This window comes from Mesorhizobium sp. M8A.F.Ca.ET.202.01.1.1 (genome assembly GCF_004791595.1).
Classification (GTDB): Bacteria; Pseudomonadota; Alphaproteobacteria; order Rhizobiales; family Rhizobiaceae; genus Mesorhizobium.
This window is the reverse complement of the sequence record NZ_SRUN01000012.1, coordinates 234,421-250,284: the sequence shown is the minus strand read 5'-3', so window position 1 is coordinate 250,284 and position 15,864 is coordinate 234,421. Positions and strand designations below refer to the sequence as shown.

General features: G+C 62.8%; 14 protein-coding genes. 4 read left to right on the top strand and 10 right to left on the bottom strand.

All coding sequences use genetic code 11. The features are described 5' to 3' along the window. Window positions 1–283: 283 nt before the first annotated feature. The 3 genes from EN845_RS25100 to EN845_RS25090 form a co-directional block, all read right to left on the bottom strand. A complete protein-coding gene (locus tag EN845_RS25100) occupies window positions 284–700 on the bottom strand; it encodes a GNAT family N-acetyltransferase (protein WP_127872578.1) in 417 nt (138 codons plus the stop codon). 54 nt (window positions 701–754) lie between these two features. Beyond that, window positions 755–2,431 (bottom strand): NAD+ synthase, encoded by a 1,677-nt coding sequence (locus EN845_RS25095; protein ID WP_127872579.1) that lies wholly within the window; start codon window positions 2,429–2,431, stop codon window positions 755–757. A gap of 64 nt (window positions 2,432–2,495) precedes the next feature. After that, a complete protein-coding gene (locus EN845_RS25090) occupies window positions 2,496–3,212 on the bottom strand; it encodes a DNA-3-methyladenine glycosylase I (RefSeq protein WP_127872580.1) in 717 nt (238 codons plus the stop codon). An 88-nt stretch (window positions 3,213–3,300) separates the two neighbouring features. Between EN845_RS25090 and EN845_RS25085 the strand changes: the two genes are divergently transcribed. Together EN845_RS25085 and EN845_RS25080 are read left to right on the top strand one after the other, a co-directional pair. Next, complete coding sequence (locus tag EN845_RS25085; RefSeq protein ID WP_127872581.1) at window positions 3,301–3,861, top strand: DUF1003 domain-containing protein; 561 nt, start codon at window positions 3,301–3,303, stop codon at window positions 3,859–3,861. Next, window positions 3,858–4,445 (top strand): DedA family protein, encoded by a 588-nt coding sequence (locus EN845_RS25080; protein WP_127278685.1) that lies wholly within the window; start codon window positions 3,858–3,860, stop codon window positions 4,443–4,445. Before EN845_RS25085 ends, EN845_RS25080 begins: the two co-directional genes overlap by 4 nt. A gap of 4 nt (window positions 4,446–4,449) precedes the next feature. Here EN845_RS25080 and EN845_RS25075 read toward each other — a convergent pair whose 3' ends face one another. The 3 genes from EN845_RS25075 to EN845_RS25065 all read right to left on the bottom strand — a co-directional run bounded on the left by EN845_RS25075 (window position 4,450) and on the right by EN845_RS25065 (window position 5,932). Beyond that, complete coding sequence (locus tag EN845_RS25075) at window positions 4,450–5,037, bottom strand: hemerythrin domain-containing protein (RefSeq protein WP_127872582.1); 588 nt, start codon at window positions 5,035–5,037, stop codon at window positions 4,450–4,452. Window positions 5,038–5,077: 40 nt separating this feature from the next. Further along, the gene (locus EN845_RS25070; RefSeq protein WP_127278686.1) at window positions 5,078–5,437 is read right to left on the bottom strand and encodes a diacylglycerol kinase; all 360 of its coding nucleotides are present in this window, start codon (window positions 5,435–5,437) and stop codon (window positions 5,078–5,080) included. A gap of 78 nt (window positions 5,438–5,515) precedes the next feature. Further along, window positions 5,516–5,932 carry a GFA family protein gene (locus EN845_RS25065; RefSeq protein WP_127872583.1) on the bottom strand — a complete coding sequence of 139 codons (417 nt, stop codon included), beginning with the start codon at window positions 5,930–5,932 and terminating at the stop codon, window positions 5,516–5,518. 414 nt (window positions 5,933–6,346) lie between these two features. On the opposite strand from EN845_RS25065, the gene EN845_RS25060 reads away from it, so the two are divergent. Further along, window positions 6,347–7,417, top strand: coding sequence for a diguanylate cyclase (locus EN845_RS25060; RefSeq protein ID WP_127872584.1), 1,071 nt, complete (start codon window positions 6,347–6,349; stop codon window positions 7,415–7,417). A 118-nt stretch (window positions 7,418–7,535) separates the two neighbouring features. On the opposite strand, the gene EN845_RS25055 is transcribed toward EN845_RS25060, so the two are convergent. The 3 genes from EN845_RS25055 to EN845_RS25045 all read right to left on the bottom strand — a co-directional run bounded on the left by EN845_RS25055 (window position 7,536) and on the right by EN845_RS25045 (window position 12,941). Then, window positions 7,536–8,909: a 3-deoxy-7-phosphoheptulonate synthase class II gene (locus EN845_RS25055; protein WP_127872585.1), complete on the bottom strand. Its 1,374-nt coding sequence runs from the start codon at window positions 8,907–8,909 to the stop codon at window positions 7,536–7,538. Window positions 8,910–9,068: 159 nt separating this feature from the next. Continuing rightward, window positions 9,069–12,566 (bottom strand): transcription-repair coupling factor, encoded by a 3,498-nt coding sequence (gene mfd, locus EN845_RS25050; RefSeq protein ID WP_127872586.1) that lies wholly within the window; start codon window positions 12,564–12,566, stop codon window positions 9,069–9,071. 87 nt (window positions 12,567–12,653) lie between these two features. Then, window positions 12,654–12,941, bottom strand: a complete 288-nt coding sequence (locus EN845_RS25045; protein ID WP_127281115.1) for a succinate dehydrogenase assembly factor 2 — start codon at window positions 12,939–12,941, stop codon at window positions 12,654–12,656. Window positions 12,942–13,033: 92 nt separating this feature from the next. Between EN845_RS25045 and recG the strand changes: the two genes are divergently transcribed. Then, complete coding sequence (gene recG / locus EN845_RS25040) at window positions 13,034–15,142, top strand: ATP-dependent DNA helicase RecG (RefSeq protein WP_127872587.1); 2,109 nt, start codon at window positions 13,034–13,036, stop codon at window positions 15,140–15,142. Here the strand turns inward: recG and EN845_RS25035 are convergent. Then, window positions 15,094–15,846, bottom strand: a complete 753-nt coding sequence (locus EN845_RS25035) for a DUF502 domain-containing protein (RefSeq protein ID WP_127279539.1) — start codon at window positions 15,844–15,846, stop codon at window positions 15,094–15,096. The two genes, recG and EN845_RS25035, sit on opposite strands and share 49 nt — an antisense overlap. Window positions 15,847–15,864: the final 18 nt, after the last annotated feature.

The window sequence follows — 15,864 nt, the reverse complement described above, 5'->3', positions numbered from 1 at the left end:
GGTCGCCCGCCCAATGGGCGGCGACCGGCAGCGGTAAATGCCTTTTCTGCGTCGGGAATGGTTCCGATATTTCGGAACACCGGCGCAGACCTAGGCTTCGCGGCCTCGCATAACGATGTCAAATCCTGGCATTCGGTCCTCCCTGAAGGGAATCGCGGAGAGGTCGTTATAGGGATGCTTCGATCGTTCGCCAAGGCAAGCCATGGCCAAAAGCAGTGCTGGACCAGCCGATGAGGCGATTTTGCAACAGTCGCGACTGGTGCCTGTCGTCGTCGCGCGTTGCTTACCCGGCAGACACCGCACGATCGAGGCGCATGTATCGTCCATCCGTCGATGCCTTGAAGCCCAGTCTTTCATAGACCCCATGCGCGTCGCTGGTCGACAGGCTCCAGTGCGAGACGGTGCTGAGTTCAGGATGATCGATGAGTGCCCGCACCAGCCGCAAGCCAATGCCTTGCCCGCGATGTTCGGGCCAGATGATGATGTCGGCGAGATAGGCGAATACCGTGCGGTCGGTGATCGCCCGGCCGAAACCGACCTGCTTGCCAGCGATGTAAGCGGCGGCGCAGAACGAGTTGGCAAAGGCTCGGCGATGAAACGCATCGCTGCGTCCAGCTCCCCAGTAGCTCGCCATCAACAGGTCGGAGGTCGCGCGGAAATCGATGCGTGACAGGTCGAAGCTGATCTCACAGTCCGGCATGATGGCACTCTCGCCGCGGTCTCGCGCACTCTCGCTCAGCAGGCGAAAGGACGCCTATCCACGATCCCTGAAACGGTTGGTGATGGGATAGCGGCGGTCGCGGCCAAAATTCTTCCTGGTGATTTTTACACCCGGCGCCGCCTGCCGGCGCTTGTATTCGGCGATGTAGAGCAGATGTTCGATGCGTGTCACCGTCGCCCGGTCATGGCCGCGCGCGACGATGTCGTCGACGCCCATCTCGTTCTCGACCAGGCATTCCAGAATATCGTCCAGCACCGGATAGGGCGGCAGCGAATCCTGGTCGGTCTGGTTCTCACGCAATTCGGCCGACGGCGCCTTGTCGATGATGTTCTTCGGGATCACCTCGCCCGAAGGCCCGAGCGCGCCCGGCGGCACATGGCTGTTGCGCCAGCGCGACAGCGCATAGACCTGCATCTTGTAGAGGTCCTTGATCGGATTGAAGCCACCGTTCATGTCGCCATAGAGCGTGGCGTAGCCGACCGACATCTCACTCTTGTTGCCTGTGGTGACGACCATCGAGCCGAACTTGTTGGAGATCGCCATCAGGATGGTGCCGCGCGCGCGGCTCTGCAAATTCTCCTCGGTGATGCCTTCCTTGGTGCCTTCGAACAACTGCGTCAGCGTGTGCAAAAATCCTTCGACCGGCTCGAAGATCGGCACGATGTCATACCGGCAGCCAAGTGCACGGGCGCAGTCCTCGGCATCCTTGAGCGAGTCCTTCGAGGTGTAGCGGTAAGGCATCATGACGGCGCGCAGCCGCTCCTCGCCGAGCGCGTCGACCGCAAGGGCCGCACAGATCGCCGAATCGATGCCGCCGGACAGGCCGAGCACCACATTCTTGAAGCCGTTCTTGTTGACGTAGTCGCGCAAGCCAAGCATGCAGGCGCGGTAGTCGGCCTCCTCCTTGTCCGGGATTTTCGACATCGGTCCTTCCGAGCAGACCCAGCCATTGTCCGCACGTTTCCAGGTGGTGACGTCGACCGCGTCCTCGAACTGGCTCATCTGGAAGGCGAGCGTCTTGTCCGCACCGATGGCGAAGGAGGCGCCGTCGAAGATCAGCTCGTCCTGGCCGCCGAGCTGGTTGGCATAGATCATCGGCAAGCCGCATTCGATGACTTGCTTGATGACGACCTGGCGGCGAACGTCGATCTTGGCGCGATAATAGGGCGAGCCGTTCGGCACCAGCAGGATTTCCGCGCCGCTTTCGGCCAGCGTCTCGCAGATGCCGACCTCGCCCCAGATGTCTTCGCAGATCGGGACGCCGATGCGCACGCCACGGAAGTTGACCGGCCCCTGGATCTCGGGCCCGGCCTGGAAAACGCGCTTCTCGTCGAACTCGCCGTAATTGGGCAGGTCGAGCTTGTAGCGTTCGGCGATGATCTTGCCGCCATCGGCGAAGACGATGGAATTATGCGTGCCGCTCTTGCGCTTCAGCGGCGTGCCGATGATGACGCCCGGACCACCGTCCGCAGTATCCCTGGCAAAGTCCTCGGCCGCCCGCTCGCATGCCCTGAGGAAGGCCGGCTTCAGCACCAGGTCCTCCGGCGGATAGCCGGCGAGGAAAAGCTCGGTGTAGAGCACGAGATCGGCGCCCTGGCGGGCAGCATCCGCCCTCGCCTCGCGCGCCTTGGCAAGATTGCCGGCGACATCGCCGACCGTCGGGTTGAGCTGGGCAATGGCGATACGCAGTATGTCGAGTTTTTTGGTCATGCCTGCTGACTTAGCGCGGCGGAATTCGCCCCGCAATGGCGTTCGTTTGGACCAATTCAGACCGTCAATCGTCGCCCATATACTCGCGCAGCGATTGCGGCGAATGGTTCTCTCCGATCGACATCGCCAGGATGCGCGAAATGTGCCGGCGCGGCAGGCCCGTCTCCCTCACCCATTGATTGATCTGGGCCTGGATCTTGTCGAGATCCTTCTTCGATGTCGGGTTCTCGGCGATGTCGAGGCCCGCGTCGCGAAGGGCGGCGGCCATATCGGCCGAAATGACGAAAGCGTCCCAGCCCAGCCAGCGCAGGAAATACTGGCCGGTGTTGCCGCCGAGCCGGCTGCCATGCTTGCCGAGATAGGCCATCAGCCCGACCTGGTCGTCGGCGGGCCAGTCGGCGAGAAACCGGCCGAAACCGCGATGCTCCCTGGACACGCGCTCGACGAAGGCGGCGTTGTCGCGAACGGATTTGATCTTCTGCGGATTGCGCACGATGCGTTGATCCGAAGCCAGGTCGTGCCAGAAATCGTCAGGCTGGAACAGCAACCGCTTGGGTTCGAAGCGCAGGAACGCCTCTTCGAATCCAGGCCATTTCTGCTCGATGACCCGCCAGACGAAACCGGCTGCGAAGACGCGCTCGGCCATCGTCGAGAGGATACGGTCATCGGTGATGTCGGCCACCGCCGCATTGTCGGGCATCGGCCCCAACAGGGAGGTCAGTTCCGCCTCGCCGCCCTTGCGATTTGCCGCGCGAGCGCGAATTTTCTTGAAGTCGGCCATCGGTCCCTCTCGGTTCGCCTCAATCTAGCACTTCCCGCCTGGGCCGGCAGCCTCTACCTCTAGCGCAGCAAAGCGCTTGGAGACGGCCATGAACAAGACGATCGACGATCTGGCGAACCGCTGGCTGAAGCGTAAGCCGGATGGACTGAGCCAGCTGGAAAGCCGGGTGCTGCAAAGCACCATCGAGCGTACCACCATCACCAGGGACACCAACAAGGCCGTCGCCTTCCATCAGACCTTTGGCGACCGCCTTGCCGATACGATTGCCCGCATCGGCGGCTCCTGGTCCTTCATCCTGACCTTCATCGCCTTCCTGGTCGTCTGGACATCAGGCAATGTCTGGCTGTTGTCACGCGATGCGTTCGACCCCTACCCCTTCATCTTCCTCAACCTCGTGCTGTCGATGATCGCCGCCCTGCAGGCGCCGGTGATCATGATGGCGCAGAACCGCCAGACCGAACGCGACCGCATCGATGCCGCCCACGACTACGAGGTCAATCTGAAGGCCGAGATCGAGATCATGGCGCTGCATGAGAAACTGGACGAATTGCGCCACAGCCAGATCATCGGCATGCGCGACGAGATCGTGCGGCTGGCGGAAGTGGTCAAGCGGATCGATGAAAGACTGTCACAGCAGTCGGCGTCATGACCGAGGCGATCCACCATTTCATCGAACAATACGGGTTGCTGGCGGTTTTTCTCGGCTGCGTGGCCGAAGGCGAAAGTGCCGCGATCCTGGGTGGCTTCTTCGCTCACCAACATGTTTTCGTGCTGTGGCATGCCTTTGCCGCGGCAGCGCTGGGCGCCTTCGCCGGCGATACCTTCTTCTTCATCCTCGGCAGGAGTTTCGCCGATAATCGCCATGTCGTCAGGCTGCGTCGGCGGCCCGGCTTTCGCCGCGCTTACCGTCTGCTCAACACCCATCCCAACATATTCGTGCTGTCGAACCGCTACATTTACGGCATGCGCCTGGTCGGCGGCGTCGCGGCCGGCCTTTCGACCATAGCGGCGCCCCGCTTCGTCATCCTCAACGCCATCTCATCGGTGATCTGGGCAGTGCTGTTCAGCACGATCGGCTATGTCTTCGGATTGGGAGCCGAACAGTTGATCGGCCAGGCGCTGATGCGCCACGAGCGGCTGTTCGTCGGGCTTGGCATCGGCCTTGCCGTGGCCGTGCTTGCCTGGCTTGCCGCCCGCCACATCGCCAAGCGGGAGCGCGCCAAGGAGGTTTGACCGGTTAGTCGATGCCGAGCGCCCGATCACCCCGATCGAGAATGAGCGGGATGATCAGGTCCTCCTCATCGGCGAGATGCCGGGTCAGCATCGCGATCAGCCGGCTGTTTTCGTCGGCGTAGGCATCGGCGGCGAAGCGCTGCTTGTCCTCACTCTCCTGAAGTGTGCGGATGAAGGCATTCGCCGCCTCGGCGTTGCGCTCCAGTCCTTCGTGGATCGTGTGGTGATCGGCATCGAGAATGTCGAAGCCGCGTTTCAGACGGGGCTCCGCCTTGGCGAAGGCCGGGAAATACTGGTAGTCCTCGACATTGTGGTGCCCATCGAGATCCCCGAGAAAATGGTTGAGGCGTGGTGCGAACCAGCGCGCGAAATCGGTAGCCGCCAGTCTGCCTTCGCGATAGTTGCCAATGCCGCCGGTGAGCATGCCGCCGAGTTCGCGGAACATGTCGTGCCGCTGCAGCCACATATTGGCCATGCCGTGAATATTGGCGTGACCCTGCCAGTTCTCGCGCGGATACTTTTCGGCCAGCCAGCGCAGGTCTTCCGGCAAGCCCAGGCGTTCGAGAAGCGAGGAATTCGTGACCTCTGCCATGACGGTCTCCTTTGGTGACTGTCATATAGGGATCAAGGTCTCAGATCGGCACCCCGGTAATGCGTTCGATCAGGGCAATGCCCCAGACGCCGCCAGCGATCACGACCGAAATCAGCACCGCCAGCGAGCCACAGTCCTTGGCCAGCTGGATGTCGACATTGAACTCGCGGCTGAACGCGTCGCATGCCGCCTCGATGCCGGTGTTCAGAACCTCGACCATGATCAGCAGCAGCACCGCGCCGATCAGCAAGGCATAACCACGCCAGGAGACCGAAATGAACCATCCGGCCGGCAAGGCGAGCGCCAGCAGCATCAGCTCCTGCTGGAATGCCTTCTCATGAGCGGCCAGCTTGCGAAACGCCCGCACCGAATTGATAAAAGCATCGATCAGCCGTTGCATGCCAAGGCCCCTCTCGGAATCACCGGCCCGGGATAAAGCAATGCTCCGATCAATGGAATAAGGCGGATCGTCCAAATTTCATTCGGCGACCGGTATGGATGGCGTCGACTTTTCAAACTGCGGCAGCCCGTCGTCTATCGAATAATAGTCGCCCTTGTCGCCGACGAAGATATGACATTCGCCCTTGAGCGCGGTCGGCTTGTCGAACGATCCCGCCATGACCGAAATATAGTCCTGATCCATTGCCTTCCAGAACAGCACCGATCCGCATGCCTTGCAGAAGCCGCGCCTGGCGAAAGCGGACGCTTCATACCAGGTGATGCTTTCCGTCCCTTCAATCGAGATGTCGGTATCGGCGACATTGGTCGCGGCATAGAAATGCCCGCTCTGTTTACGGCATTGCGAACAATGGCAGTAGACGACGCCACGCAGCGCCCCGCTTGTCCGGAAGCGGACCGCTCCGCACAGGCATGATCCCTGGTGGTTGTCGCTCATTTCGGCAGTCCTCGAAGAAACCTCGTCTCCAGCATCCTTGTCAGGATTCCAGCTTCGCCGTGGTTACGCGCAAACAAATACGACATCGATTGGCGCGGCGAATTCGAAATTCAGTTTCATTTGCGGCAACACACCGCAAAAGTTTCGCCTTCAAGACCACCGAACAGCGGGTTGTCCCGGGATGGCGGTGCAAAAATTTATGCGTTTACAGCCACAGGTAGAGGAAACCTGTGGAAGTCGGGCGGATTAAGGAAACTTTAGCGCCGACGCAAGTATGATCTTCACAAGCGAAGGGCGCAGGTGGGGACGCGCCTCTTCGCAAGATGTTCTGGCGCACCGGGTAGCGCTCCCCAGGTCGGTGATCAATGGACCCGCGAATTCTGGCCGGGATCCGAGGGGAAGAGTGAATCAGACATGCAGCCGGCAGCAGCCTCGACCGAACGAAGCACCGATATCGCAACCACCGTTGTCGCCACCATGCGCCAGCTTGGCGTCCTCGGTCTGCCACGCAACTATGAGATTTTCTATGAGGCCTTGAGCGGCACCAACCGCGAACTCAGCCTCGCCGTCGTATCGCTGAGCAACCGGCCGACGCAGGACGAGCTCGATCAGATCGGACGCACCTTCTTCGCCCATAACCATGGCCCCGGCATCGTCGAGCATGCCAGGGACGTCATCGCCCGCGAGCTCGAAGAGGTCGCGTCGCTCCTGCGCAGCGAACGCAGCCACATCGAAAAATACGGCAGAATCCTCGATGAGACATCGAGCGGCCTGACCAACCGCAGCCTGCTCTCCCAGGATCTTCTGCAAAAAATCGCCAATGCAATGACCATCGCGACCAATTCGACGATCGATCACGGCCGGCAGATCGCCTCGACGCTGAGCGACAAGACGGCCGAACTCGAGAGCGTCAAGTCGAAGCTCGAGGAATACAAGCGGCTGGCCGACACGGATCCGTTGACCCAGATCTGGAATCGCCGCGCCTTCGACAAGGAAATCACCAGGATCTACAACAGCAACAAAGGTATCCTGTTCAATGCCCTGGTGCTTGTCGACATCGATCGGTTCAAGGACATCAATGACCGCTACGGCCATCCCGTGGGCGACAAGATCATCCAGATCATCGCCGAGATTTTCCGGACCAGCATTCGCGGCGACATGTTCGTCGCCCGCACCGGCGGCGAGGAGTTCGCGCTGATCATCGAGGGCGCCAGCGAGGACGCGACCTACGAGATCGCGGAACGCATCCGCACGCTGATCGAGCAGACCCCCTTCACCAGCAGCCAGACCGGCATGAATTACGGCACCGTGACGGTATCGATGGGTATCTGCATGGCATCCGAGGCCGAAGGCCCCGAAGACCTCTACACCAAGGCGGATCGGGCGCTCTATCGCTCGAAAGTCAGTGGCCGCAACCGCGTCACCAGGCATTCGGCCATGGCCGGCCGCGCCGGCAAGAGCTGGCTGCTTTACAAGCAAGACTGAAGCCTGCGCTTTTCGCCGGCCGCGCCAGCACGGTCGGAGGCACAAACAAAAAAGCCGAAAATGGAAAAGGCGCCGGGTTTCCCAGGCGCCTTTTGCTTCATCGGTCCAATTGCCAGGCTCAGCCGTTCGCGACTTGCTTGTGCTGCACCGGATGGCTCTTCTTCAACAGATCCGAGACCAGGAAGGCCAGTTCGATCGCCTGGTCGGCATTGAGGCGCGGATCGCAATGGGTGTGGTAGCGGTCCTGCAACTCCTCGGCCGTGATGGCGCGCGCGCCACCGGTGCATTCGGTGACGTTCTTGCCGGTCATCTCGACATGGATGCCGCCCGGATGGGTACCTTCGGCGCGGTGCACCTCGAAGAAGGTCTGCACCTCCTTCAGGATGCGATCGAAGGGCCGCGTCTTGTAGCCGGCGGCTTCGATGGTGTTGCCGTGCATCGGATCCGACGACCAGACCACGCTGCGGCCTTCCTTCTGCACCGCGCGCACCAGCTTCGGCAGATGGTCGGCAACCTTGTCGGAACCGAAGCGGGCGATCAGCGTCAGCCGCCCCGGCTCGTTCTCGGGGTTCAGCAGGTCGATCAGTTCCAGCAGGCCGTCCGGCGTCAGCGACGGACCGCATTTCAGCCCGAGCGGATTCTTGATGCCGCGGCAATATTCGACATGCGCATGGTCGGGCTGGCGCGTGCGGTCGCCGATCCAGATCATGTGGCCCGACGTGGCGTACCAGTCGCCGGAGGTCGAATCGACACGGGTCAGCGCTTCCTCGTAGCCGAGCAGCAGCGCCTCGTGGCTGGTGTAGAAGTCGGTTTCGCGCAGCGCGAAATTGGTTTCGGACGTAATGCCGACCGCGCGCATGAAATCCATCGTCTCGGTGATGCGGTTGGCAAGCGACTCGTATTTCTCGCCTTGGGGGCTGTCGGAGACGAAGCCGAGCATCCAGCGATGCACGTTCTCCAGGCTGGCATAGCCTCCCTGCGCGAACGCACGCAGAAGATTAAGGGTCGCCGCCGACTGGCGGTACGCCATTTCCTGGCGGGCAGGATCAGGGATGCGGGACTTGGCGTCGAATTCGATGCCGTTGATGATGTCGCCGCGATAGCTCGGCAGCGTCACCTCGCCCTTGGTCTCGTTGTCGGACGAGCGCGGCTTGGCGAACTGGCCGGCGACGCGGCCGACCTTCACCACCGGCTGCGCGCCGGCGAAGGTCAGCACGACCGACATTTGCAGGAAGACGCGGAAGAAGTCGCGGATGTTGTCCGCGCCATGTTCGGCAAAACTCTCGGCGCAGTCGCCGCCCTGGAGCAGGAAGGCCTCACCGGCGGCGACGGTAGCCAATTGCTTCTTCAGCTTGCGCGCCTCGCCGGCAAAGACCAGCGGCGGAAAGGTGGCGAGTTGGGCTTCCGTGTTCTTCAGCGCTGCAAGGTCCGGATAGGCGGGAACCTGCTTGATCGGCTTTGCTCTCCACGAATTCGGCGACCATTTCGTCATCGCTGCACCCAACGCTCTTTCCGGCGAACACCCTTGCCCGCCATTTCCAGCCCCTAGATGGGGTGGCGGCTCCATACACGAAGCCGATTTCCTATTCTAGACCGGAATTTCGATGCTGGCGAATGGCTTGACGCCCCCTGGACGACCCGAAAGCCGGGATCAGGCCGCCTTCTCCGCCAACTTCGCCAATTGCGTCATGACCACAGCCGAGCCCGCCAGGCGCTTTTCGGCATTCGGCCAATCACGCGCGAAGACCACGCTATGGTCCGGCCTGATCTTGGCCAGCGAACCCTGCTCGCCGATATACTTGACCAGTCCGACGGGATTGGGGAATTCACGCTTGCGGAAATGGATGACGACGCCCTTCGGCCCGGCGTCGAGCTTCTCGACATTGGCCTTGCGGCAGAGCGCCTTGATGAAGACGATCTTCAAGAGATGCTTCACCTCGTCCGGCAGCGGGCCGAAACGGTCGATCAACTCGGCGCCGAAGGCGTCGATTTCCTCGGTGGTTTCGAGATCGCCGAGACGGCGATAAAGCGCCAGCCTGAGCTGCAGGTCCGGCACGTAGCCTTCCGGGATCATCACCGCCGTACCGACGGCGATCTGCGGCGACCAGCCGCCATCCTGGACCTCGCCGGAATCCTTCACCTCGGCGACCGCCTCCTCCAGCATCTGCTGGTAGAGCTCGAAGCCGACCTCCTTGATGTGCCCGGACTGTTCTTCGCCCAGAAGATTGCCAGCGCCCCTGATGTCGAGATCATGGCTGGCGAGTTGGAAACCGGCGCCCAGCGTGTCGAGCGATTGCAGCACCTTCAGTCGGCGCTCGGCCGTGTCGGTCAGCTTGCGGTTGGCCGGCAGGGTGAACAGCGCATAGGCGCGCACCTTCGAGCGCCCGACGCGGCCGCGCAACTGGTAGAGCTGCGACAGGCCGAACATGTCGGCGCGATGGATGATCAGCGTGTTGGCGGTCGGGATGTCTAGGCCCGATTCGACGATGGTGGTCGACAGAAGCACGTCGTACTGCCCGTCATAGAAGGCGTTCATGATGTCATCGAGTTCGCCAGGCGGCATCTGCCCATGGGCCACCGCCACCTTCAGCTCGGAAACGGATTCCTTCAGGAAATCATGGATTTCAGCGAGATCGCTGATCCGCGGAACCACATAGAAGGAATGGCCACCGCGGTAGCGCTCGCGCAGCAGCGTCTCGCGGATGACCAGCGGATCGAAGGGCGAGATGAAGGTGCGCACCGCCATGCGGTCGACCGGCGGCGTGGCGATCAGCGACAGTTCGCGTACGCCGGTCAAGGCCAGTTGCAGAGTGCGCGGAATCGGCGTCGCCGACAGCGTCAGGACGTGCACGTCGCTCTTCAGGTCCTTCAGCCGTTCCTTGTGCTTGACGCCAAAATGCTGCTCCTCGTCGATGATCAGCAGGCCGAGATTCTTGAACGAGATCGACGACCCGAGCAGCGCGTGGGTGCCGACGACGATGTCGACCTGCCCCTCGGCCAGGGCCTTCTTCGTCTCGGCGAGTTCCTTGGCGCCGACCAGCCGCGAGGCCTGGGCGACACGGATGGGAAGCCCTGAGAAACGCTGCGAGAATGTCTTGAAGTGCTGGCGCGACAACAGCGTCGTGGGCACCACCACGGCGACCTGAAATCCTTCCAACGCAGCGATGAAGGCGGCGCGCAGCGCCACTTCGGTCTTGCCGAAGCCGACATCGCCGCAGATCAGCCGGTCCATCGGCTTGCCGGCGCCAAGGTCGTCGCGCACCGAGTCGATGGCCGTCTGCTGGTCGTCGGTTTCCTCGTAGGGGAAGCGGGCGGCAAACTCGTCATAGAGGCCTTCGGCCGGCACTAGCGCCGGCGCGGCGCGCATCTGCCGTTCGGCGGCGATGCGGATCAGCTGCCCGGCCATATCGAGCAGGCGCCGCTTCAGCTTGGCCTTGCGCGACTGCCAGGCGCCGCCGCCGAGCTTGTCGAGCGTTGCCTCGGCTGTGTCGGAGCCATAGCGCGACAAAAGCTCGATGTTTTCCACCGGCAGGAACAGCCGGTCGTCGCCCGCATAGTGGATTTCCAGGCAGTCATGCGGCGCGCCGACCGCTTCGATGGTGCGCAGGCCGATGAAGCGGCCAATGCCGTGGTCGGCATGGACGACAATGTCACCGGCCGACAGGGCCGAGGCTTCGGCGATGAAATCGGACGCACGCTTCTTGCGCTTCGAGCGACGGATCAGCCGATCGCCCAGAATGTCCTGTTCGGCGACAACGACTAGCTTTTCAGTCTCAAAGCCGGATTCCAGCGGCAAAACCGCCAATGCGGCCTGGCCCGGCTCGAGCTGTTCGGCCTCGGCCAGCGTCTCGACCTGTTTGAGGTTGCCGAGATGGTGCTCGGCCAGAATCTGGCCAAGCCTGTCGAGCGAGCCTTCGGTCCAGCCGGCGATGACGACCCGGCGCCGCGCCGCGCGCTCGTCGGCTATGTGCCGGACGACGACATCGAAGACATTGACGTTCGGATCGGCTCGCTCCTCGACGAAGCTGCGGCCATGCCGCGAGCCGGCGTGGAAGACTTTCTTACCCCCTACGTCGGGCGCATCGAACACGGTAAAGTCGATGTCCTCGCGCTCGCCAAGCGAAGACTTGAGATTCTCCGGCGAGAGGTAGAGCAGGTCCGGCGCAACCGGCTTGTAGGGCACCGCATCCTTGAGCGCACCGTCAGCCTGCTTTTTGCGCGCCTCGTAGTGGTCGAGGATCAGCGTATGACGTTCGGCAAGCGCCTCATGCGCCAGATGGTCGAAAACCACGGGTGCGTCAGGCAGGTAATCGAACACCGTCTCCAGCCGCTCATAGAAGAACGGCAGCCAATGCTCCATGCCCGCGAAGCGCCGCCCCTCGCTGACCGCGGCGTAGAGCCCGTCGTCACGCGATGGCGCGCCGAAGGCCTCGATATAGGCGCGGCGGAAGCGGCTGATGGTTTGAGGCGTCAGCGCCACTTCGCTCATCGCCTGCAGCGCCATCGATTTGCGCTGGCCAGTGGTGCGCTGCGTGGCGGCGTCGAAGACGCGGATCGATTCCAGCGTGTCGCCGAAGAAATCAAGTCGCAGCGCCTCGGTCCAGCCGGGCGCGAAGAGGTCGAGAATGCCGCCGCGCACCGCGAATTCGCCGATGCCTCGCACGGTCGGCACGCGTTCGAATCCCGACGTCTCCAGCCGCGCGATCAGCGCATTCATGTCGATCTGGTTGCCGGGTCTGGCGTGGAAGGTCTGCGCCTCGACAAGCTCCGCGGGCGGAATACGCTGCAGCAACGCATTGGCGGTGGTGAGAATGACGGCACGATGCGGTTTCTTCGCCAGCGCGATCATGGCGGTCAGCGCATCGAGGCGCTTGGCGGCGGCATCGGAACCCGGCGACACACGGTCGTATGGCAGGCAGTCCCAGGCAGGCAGCTCCAGCACGGGCAGGCCGGGTGCGACGAAGGACAGCGCCTCGATGATGGAAGGCAGGCGCTGGCCGTCGCGGGCCACGAACAGCACCGGCTTGTCGGGTGCGATCTCGAGCGCCGTCTGGACCAGCGCGAAGGCCTCGTATCCATCGGCGACACCGTCGACGATGAACTGGCCGGTGCGGCCCTTCGGCAAGCCAATGGTGGGAATGAGAGCCATCAAATCACGGTCTTGGTTGTCGCAATTCCCGTGGGAAAACCGCTTCGCACTTTTCCTGGAATTGCTTGTGTTCAGAAAGTCATGTGTTCAGAAAGTCATGGTCCGGCGGGACGCCAGGATTTTTTGCAGGACGGCACAGTCGATCTCCGTCGGCACCGGGCGTTCGCCAGTGACCAGCGGCAGGAATTCCGTGTCGGAAATGTCGAGGAGCCTCTCATATTGGTCGATTTCCTCAGCGGTCAAGGTGCCGATCTCGGCATCGGCGAAGGTGCCGAGGATGAGGTCCATCTCGCGCATGCCGCGATGCCAGGAGCGGAACAACAGCTTGCGGCGATGGGCGTCCAGACCCTCGCTTGATCGTTTCGTTCCGGTCATTGTGCCGCATCCTCGCTTCAAGCGGCGCATATAGCGTGGATAGTGGGCGGTGTCAGCCTTGCGCTGCGGCCGTCGCGACATAAGCTGACATCATGCGTCCTTCCATCCTCGATCCCCTGTTTGTCCCGATCACTTCGCTTGCCGGCATCGGACCGAAGGTCGGTGCGTTGATCGAGAAGGTCGTGGCGGCCGACCTCGGCGATCGCGCAGCGCGTGCCGGCGATCTGTTGTTCGTGCTGCCGCACACCGTCATCGACCGCCGCAACCGGCCAGGCATCGCACTCGCGGCCGAAGGCGCCATCGTGACGCTTGAGCTGCGCATAGACCGCCACCAGGCGCCGCCGCGCGGCAACAAATCAGTGCCCTATCGGGTCTACGCCCATGACGATACCGGCGAAATCGGCCTGACCTTCTTCCATGCCCATGCCGCCTATCTCGAAAAGGCGATGCCGGTGGGCGAGCATGTCGTGGTGTCAGGCCGCATGGAATGGTTCAATGGGCGCCCGACCATGGTCCATCCCGACCATATCGCACTCGCCAATGAAGCCGAGAACCTGCCGCTGGTCGAACCGGTATATCCGCTGACCGCGGGGCTGTCCGGCAAGGTTTTGCGCCGTGCCATCGGCCAGGCGCTCGGCCGCCTGCCGGACCTGCCGGAATGGCAGGACGATGCCTTCATGCGCCGCCAGGGCTTTGCGTCCTTCGGCGACGCGCTGACCCGCATCCATTATCCCGCCGACCCGATCGATGTCGCGGTCGAAGGGGCTGCATGGCGCCGCCTCGCCTATGACGAATTGCTCGCCGGGCAGGTTTCGCTGGCCCTGGTGCGGGCAAAGGTGCGACGCCTGTCAGGCCGACCGCTCGTCGGCGATGGCCGCATCGTCGAGAAGCTGCGTGCGGCCCTGCCCTATTCGCTTACCCCCTCGCAGGAATTCGCGCTCGCCGAAATCAACGCCGATCTCGCCGACCCCGAGCGCATGCTGCGGCTGCTGCAAGGCGATGTCGGCTCGGGCAAGACGGTCGTGGCTCTCCTGGCCATGGCACGCGCCGTCGAGGCCGGCGGCCAGGCGGCGCTGATGGCGCCGACCGAAATCCTGGCGCGCCAGCATCTGGCGACGATCACCCCGCTTGCCGCCAAGGTCGGATTGCGCATCGCCATCCTGACCGGCCGCGAAAAGGGCCGCGAGCGAGCCGAAACGCTGGCGGGTCTCGCCAGCGGCGAAATCGACATCGTCGTCGGCACCCATGCGCTGTTTCAGGAAACGGTCAGCTTCCACGATCTGGTCCTGGCCGCCATCGACGAGCAGCATCGCTTCGGCGTCCATCAGCGGCTTGCCATCACCGCCAAGGGCGACGCGCCAGACATGCTGGTGATGACCGCGACCCCCATCCCGCGCACGCTGGTGCTGACCGCTTTCGGCGACATGGATGTGTCGAAGCTGACGGAAAAACCAGCCGGCCGCCAGCCGATCCGCACCGTCACGCTGCCGCTCGAACGGCTCGACGAACTGGTCGGCCGCATGCTCGATGCCGTCGCGGATGGCCAGAAAATCTATTGGATCTGTCCGTTGGTGGAGGAGTCAGAAGAGATAAAACTGATGTCGGCCGAGGATCGTTTCGCCTCGCTGAAGCCGCTGTTCGGCGATCGCATCGGCCTTGTCCATGGCCGCATGAAGGGTGCCGAGAAGGACGAGGCAATGCGCGCCTTCAAGCAGGGCGAGACGCGCATCCTGATCGCCACCACTGTCATCGAGGTCGGCGTCGACGTGCCTGACGCCACGATCATGGTCATTGAGCATGCCGAGCGATTCGGTCTCGCCCAATTGCACCAGCTGCGCGGCCGGGTCGGGCGCGGCGATATCAAGTCATCCTGCGTGCTGCTCTACAAGGACCCGCTCGGCGAAACCGCCAAACGCCGGCTGTCGGTGATGCGTGAGACGGAGGACGGCTTCCTGATCGCCGAGGAGGACCTGAAATTGCGCGGCGAAGGCGAATTGCTCGGCACGCGCCAGTCCGGCACGCCGGGTTTCCAGGTGGCGCGGATCGAGGCGCATGCCGACCTTCTCGAAGCCGCGCGAGACGATGCCAGGCTGATCCTGTCGCGCGACCCCGAACTGCAATCGGATCGCGGCGAGGCGCTGCGGCTCCTGCTCTACTTGTTTGGCCGCGACGAGGCCGTGCGGCTCCTGCGCGCCGGATGAGGGCTTAGCGGCGGATTGGCCAGGGTTCCGTTGATCGGCTCACCGTTCAGCGTCACCAATTTCGTCTTTACCTCAGGGGCCACCAACCCGGCCGACACGATCAGCTTGGCGCCGTCCTCGATCGTCATGTCGAGCGGCACGATGTCGGATTTGGGCACATACATCAGGAAACCGGTCGTCGGGTTCGGCGTGCACGGCATGAACACGGCGATCAGCGGATCACCTTCCTGGTCGAGCTTCTGATTGATCTCGGTTTCCTTCTCGCTGGCGACAAACACCAGCGACCACACACCCTTGCGTGGATATTCGACCAGCCCAACCTGACGGAACATGTCGCCCTTGTTCGACAGCACGGTCTCGAAAATCTGCTTCAGCGAGCCATAGATGCCGCGCACCAGCGGCATGCGGCCAAGCAGGCGCTCGCCAAATCCGACTATGGCGCGGCCGACAATGTTGGCGGCGAGAAAACCGATCAGCGTTATCAGGATCAGCGCGACGATCAGCCCGAACCCCGGAACCGGGAACGGCAGGTAGGTATCGGGGCTGTAACGCGCCGGGATATAGGGTTTGACCCAGGAATCGACCCAGCCGATGAACGACCATGCGATATAGGCGGTGATCGCCAGTGGGGCGCAGACGACGAAGCCCGTGAGGAAATAGTTCCTCAGCCGGGTCATGCCGGGGGTCTTCGGAGCATCGGACATGGTTCACCGGGCGCGCGG

What these genes read in the sequence shown, in the direction of transcription:
- EN845_RS25100 (WP_127872578.1), bottom strand. Translation starts at nt 700, where the DNA reads ATGCCGGACTGTGAGATCAGCTTCGACCTGTCACGCATCGATTTCCGC.
- EN845_RS25095 (WP_127872579.1), bottom strand. Translation starts at nt 2,431, where the DNA reads ATGACCAAAAAACTCGACATACTGCGTATCGCCATTGCCCAGCTCAAC.
- EN845_RS25090 (WP_127872580.1), bottom strand. Translation starts at nt 3,212, where the DNA reads ATGGCCGACTTCAAGAAAATTCGCGCTCGCGCGGCAAATCGCAAGGGC.
- EN845_RS25085 (WP_127872581.1), top strand. Translation starts at nt 3,301, where the DNA reads ATGAACAAGACGATCGACGATCTGGCGAACCGCTGGCTGAAGCGTAAG.
- EN845_RS25080 (WP_127278685.1), top strand. Translation starts at nt 3,858, where the DNA reads ATGACCGAGGCGATCCACCATTTCATCGAACAATACGGGTTGCTGGCG.
- EN845_RS25075 (WP_127872582.1), bottom strand. Translation starts at nt 5,037, where the DNA reads ATGGCAGAGGTCACGAATTCCTCGCTTCTCGAACGCCTGGGCTTGCCG.
- EN845_RS25070 (WP_127278686.1), bottom strand. Translation starts at nt 5,437, where the DNA reads ATGCAACGGCTGATCGATGCTTTTATCAATTCGGTGCGGGCGTTTCGC.
- EN845_RS25065 (WP_127872583.1), bottom strand. Translation starts at nt 5,932, where the DNA reads ATGAGCGACAACCACCAGGGATCATGCCTGTGCGGAGCGGTCCGCTTC.
- EN845_RS25060 (WP_127872584.1), top strand. Translation starts at nt 6,347, where the DNA reads ATGCAGCCGGCAGCAGCCTCGACCGAACGAAGCACCGATATCGCAACC.
- EN845_RS25055 (WP_127872585.1), bottom strand. Translation starts at nt 8,909, where the DNA reads ATGACGAAATGGTCGCCGAATTCGTGGAGAGCAAAGCCGATCAAGCAG.
- mfd (WP_127872586.1), bottom strand. Translation starts at nt 12,566, where the DNA reads ATGGCTCTCATTCCCACCATTGGCTTGCCGAAGGGCCGCACCGGCCAG.
- EN845_RS25045 (WP_127281115.1), bottom strand. Translation starts at nt 12,941, where the DNA reads ATGACCGGAACGAAACGATCAAGCGAGGGTCTGGACGCCCATCGCCGC.
- recG (WP_127872587.1), top strand. Translation starts at nt 13,034, where the DNA reads ATGCGTCCTTCCATCCTCGATCCCCTGTTTGTCCCGATCACTTCGCTT.
- EN845_RS25035 (WP_127279539.1), bottom strand. Translation starts at nt 15,846, where the DNA reads ATGTCCGATGCTCCGAAGACCCCCGGCATGACCCGGCTGAGGAACTAT.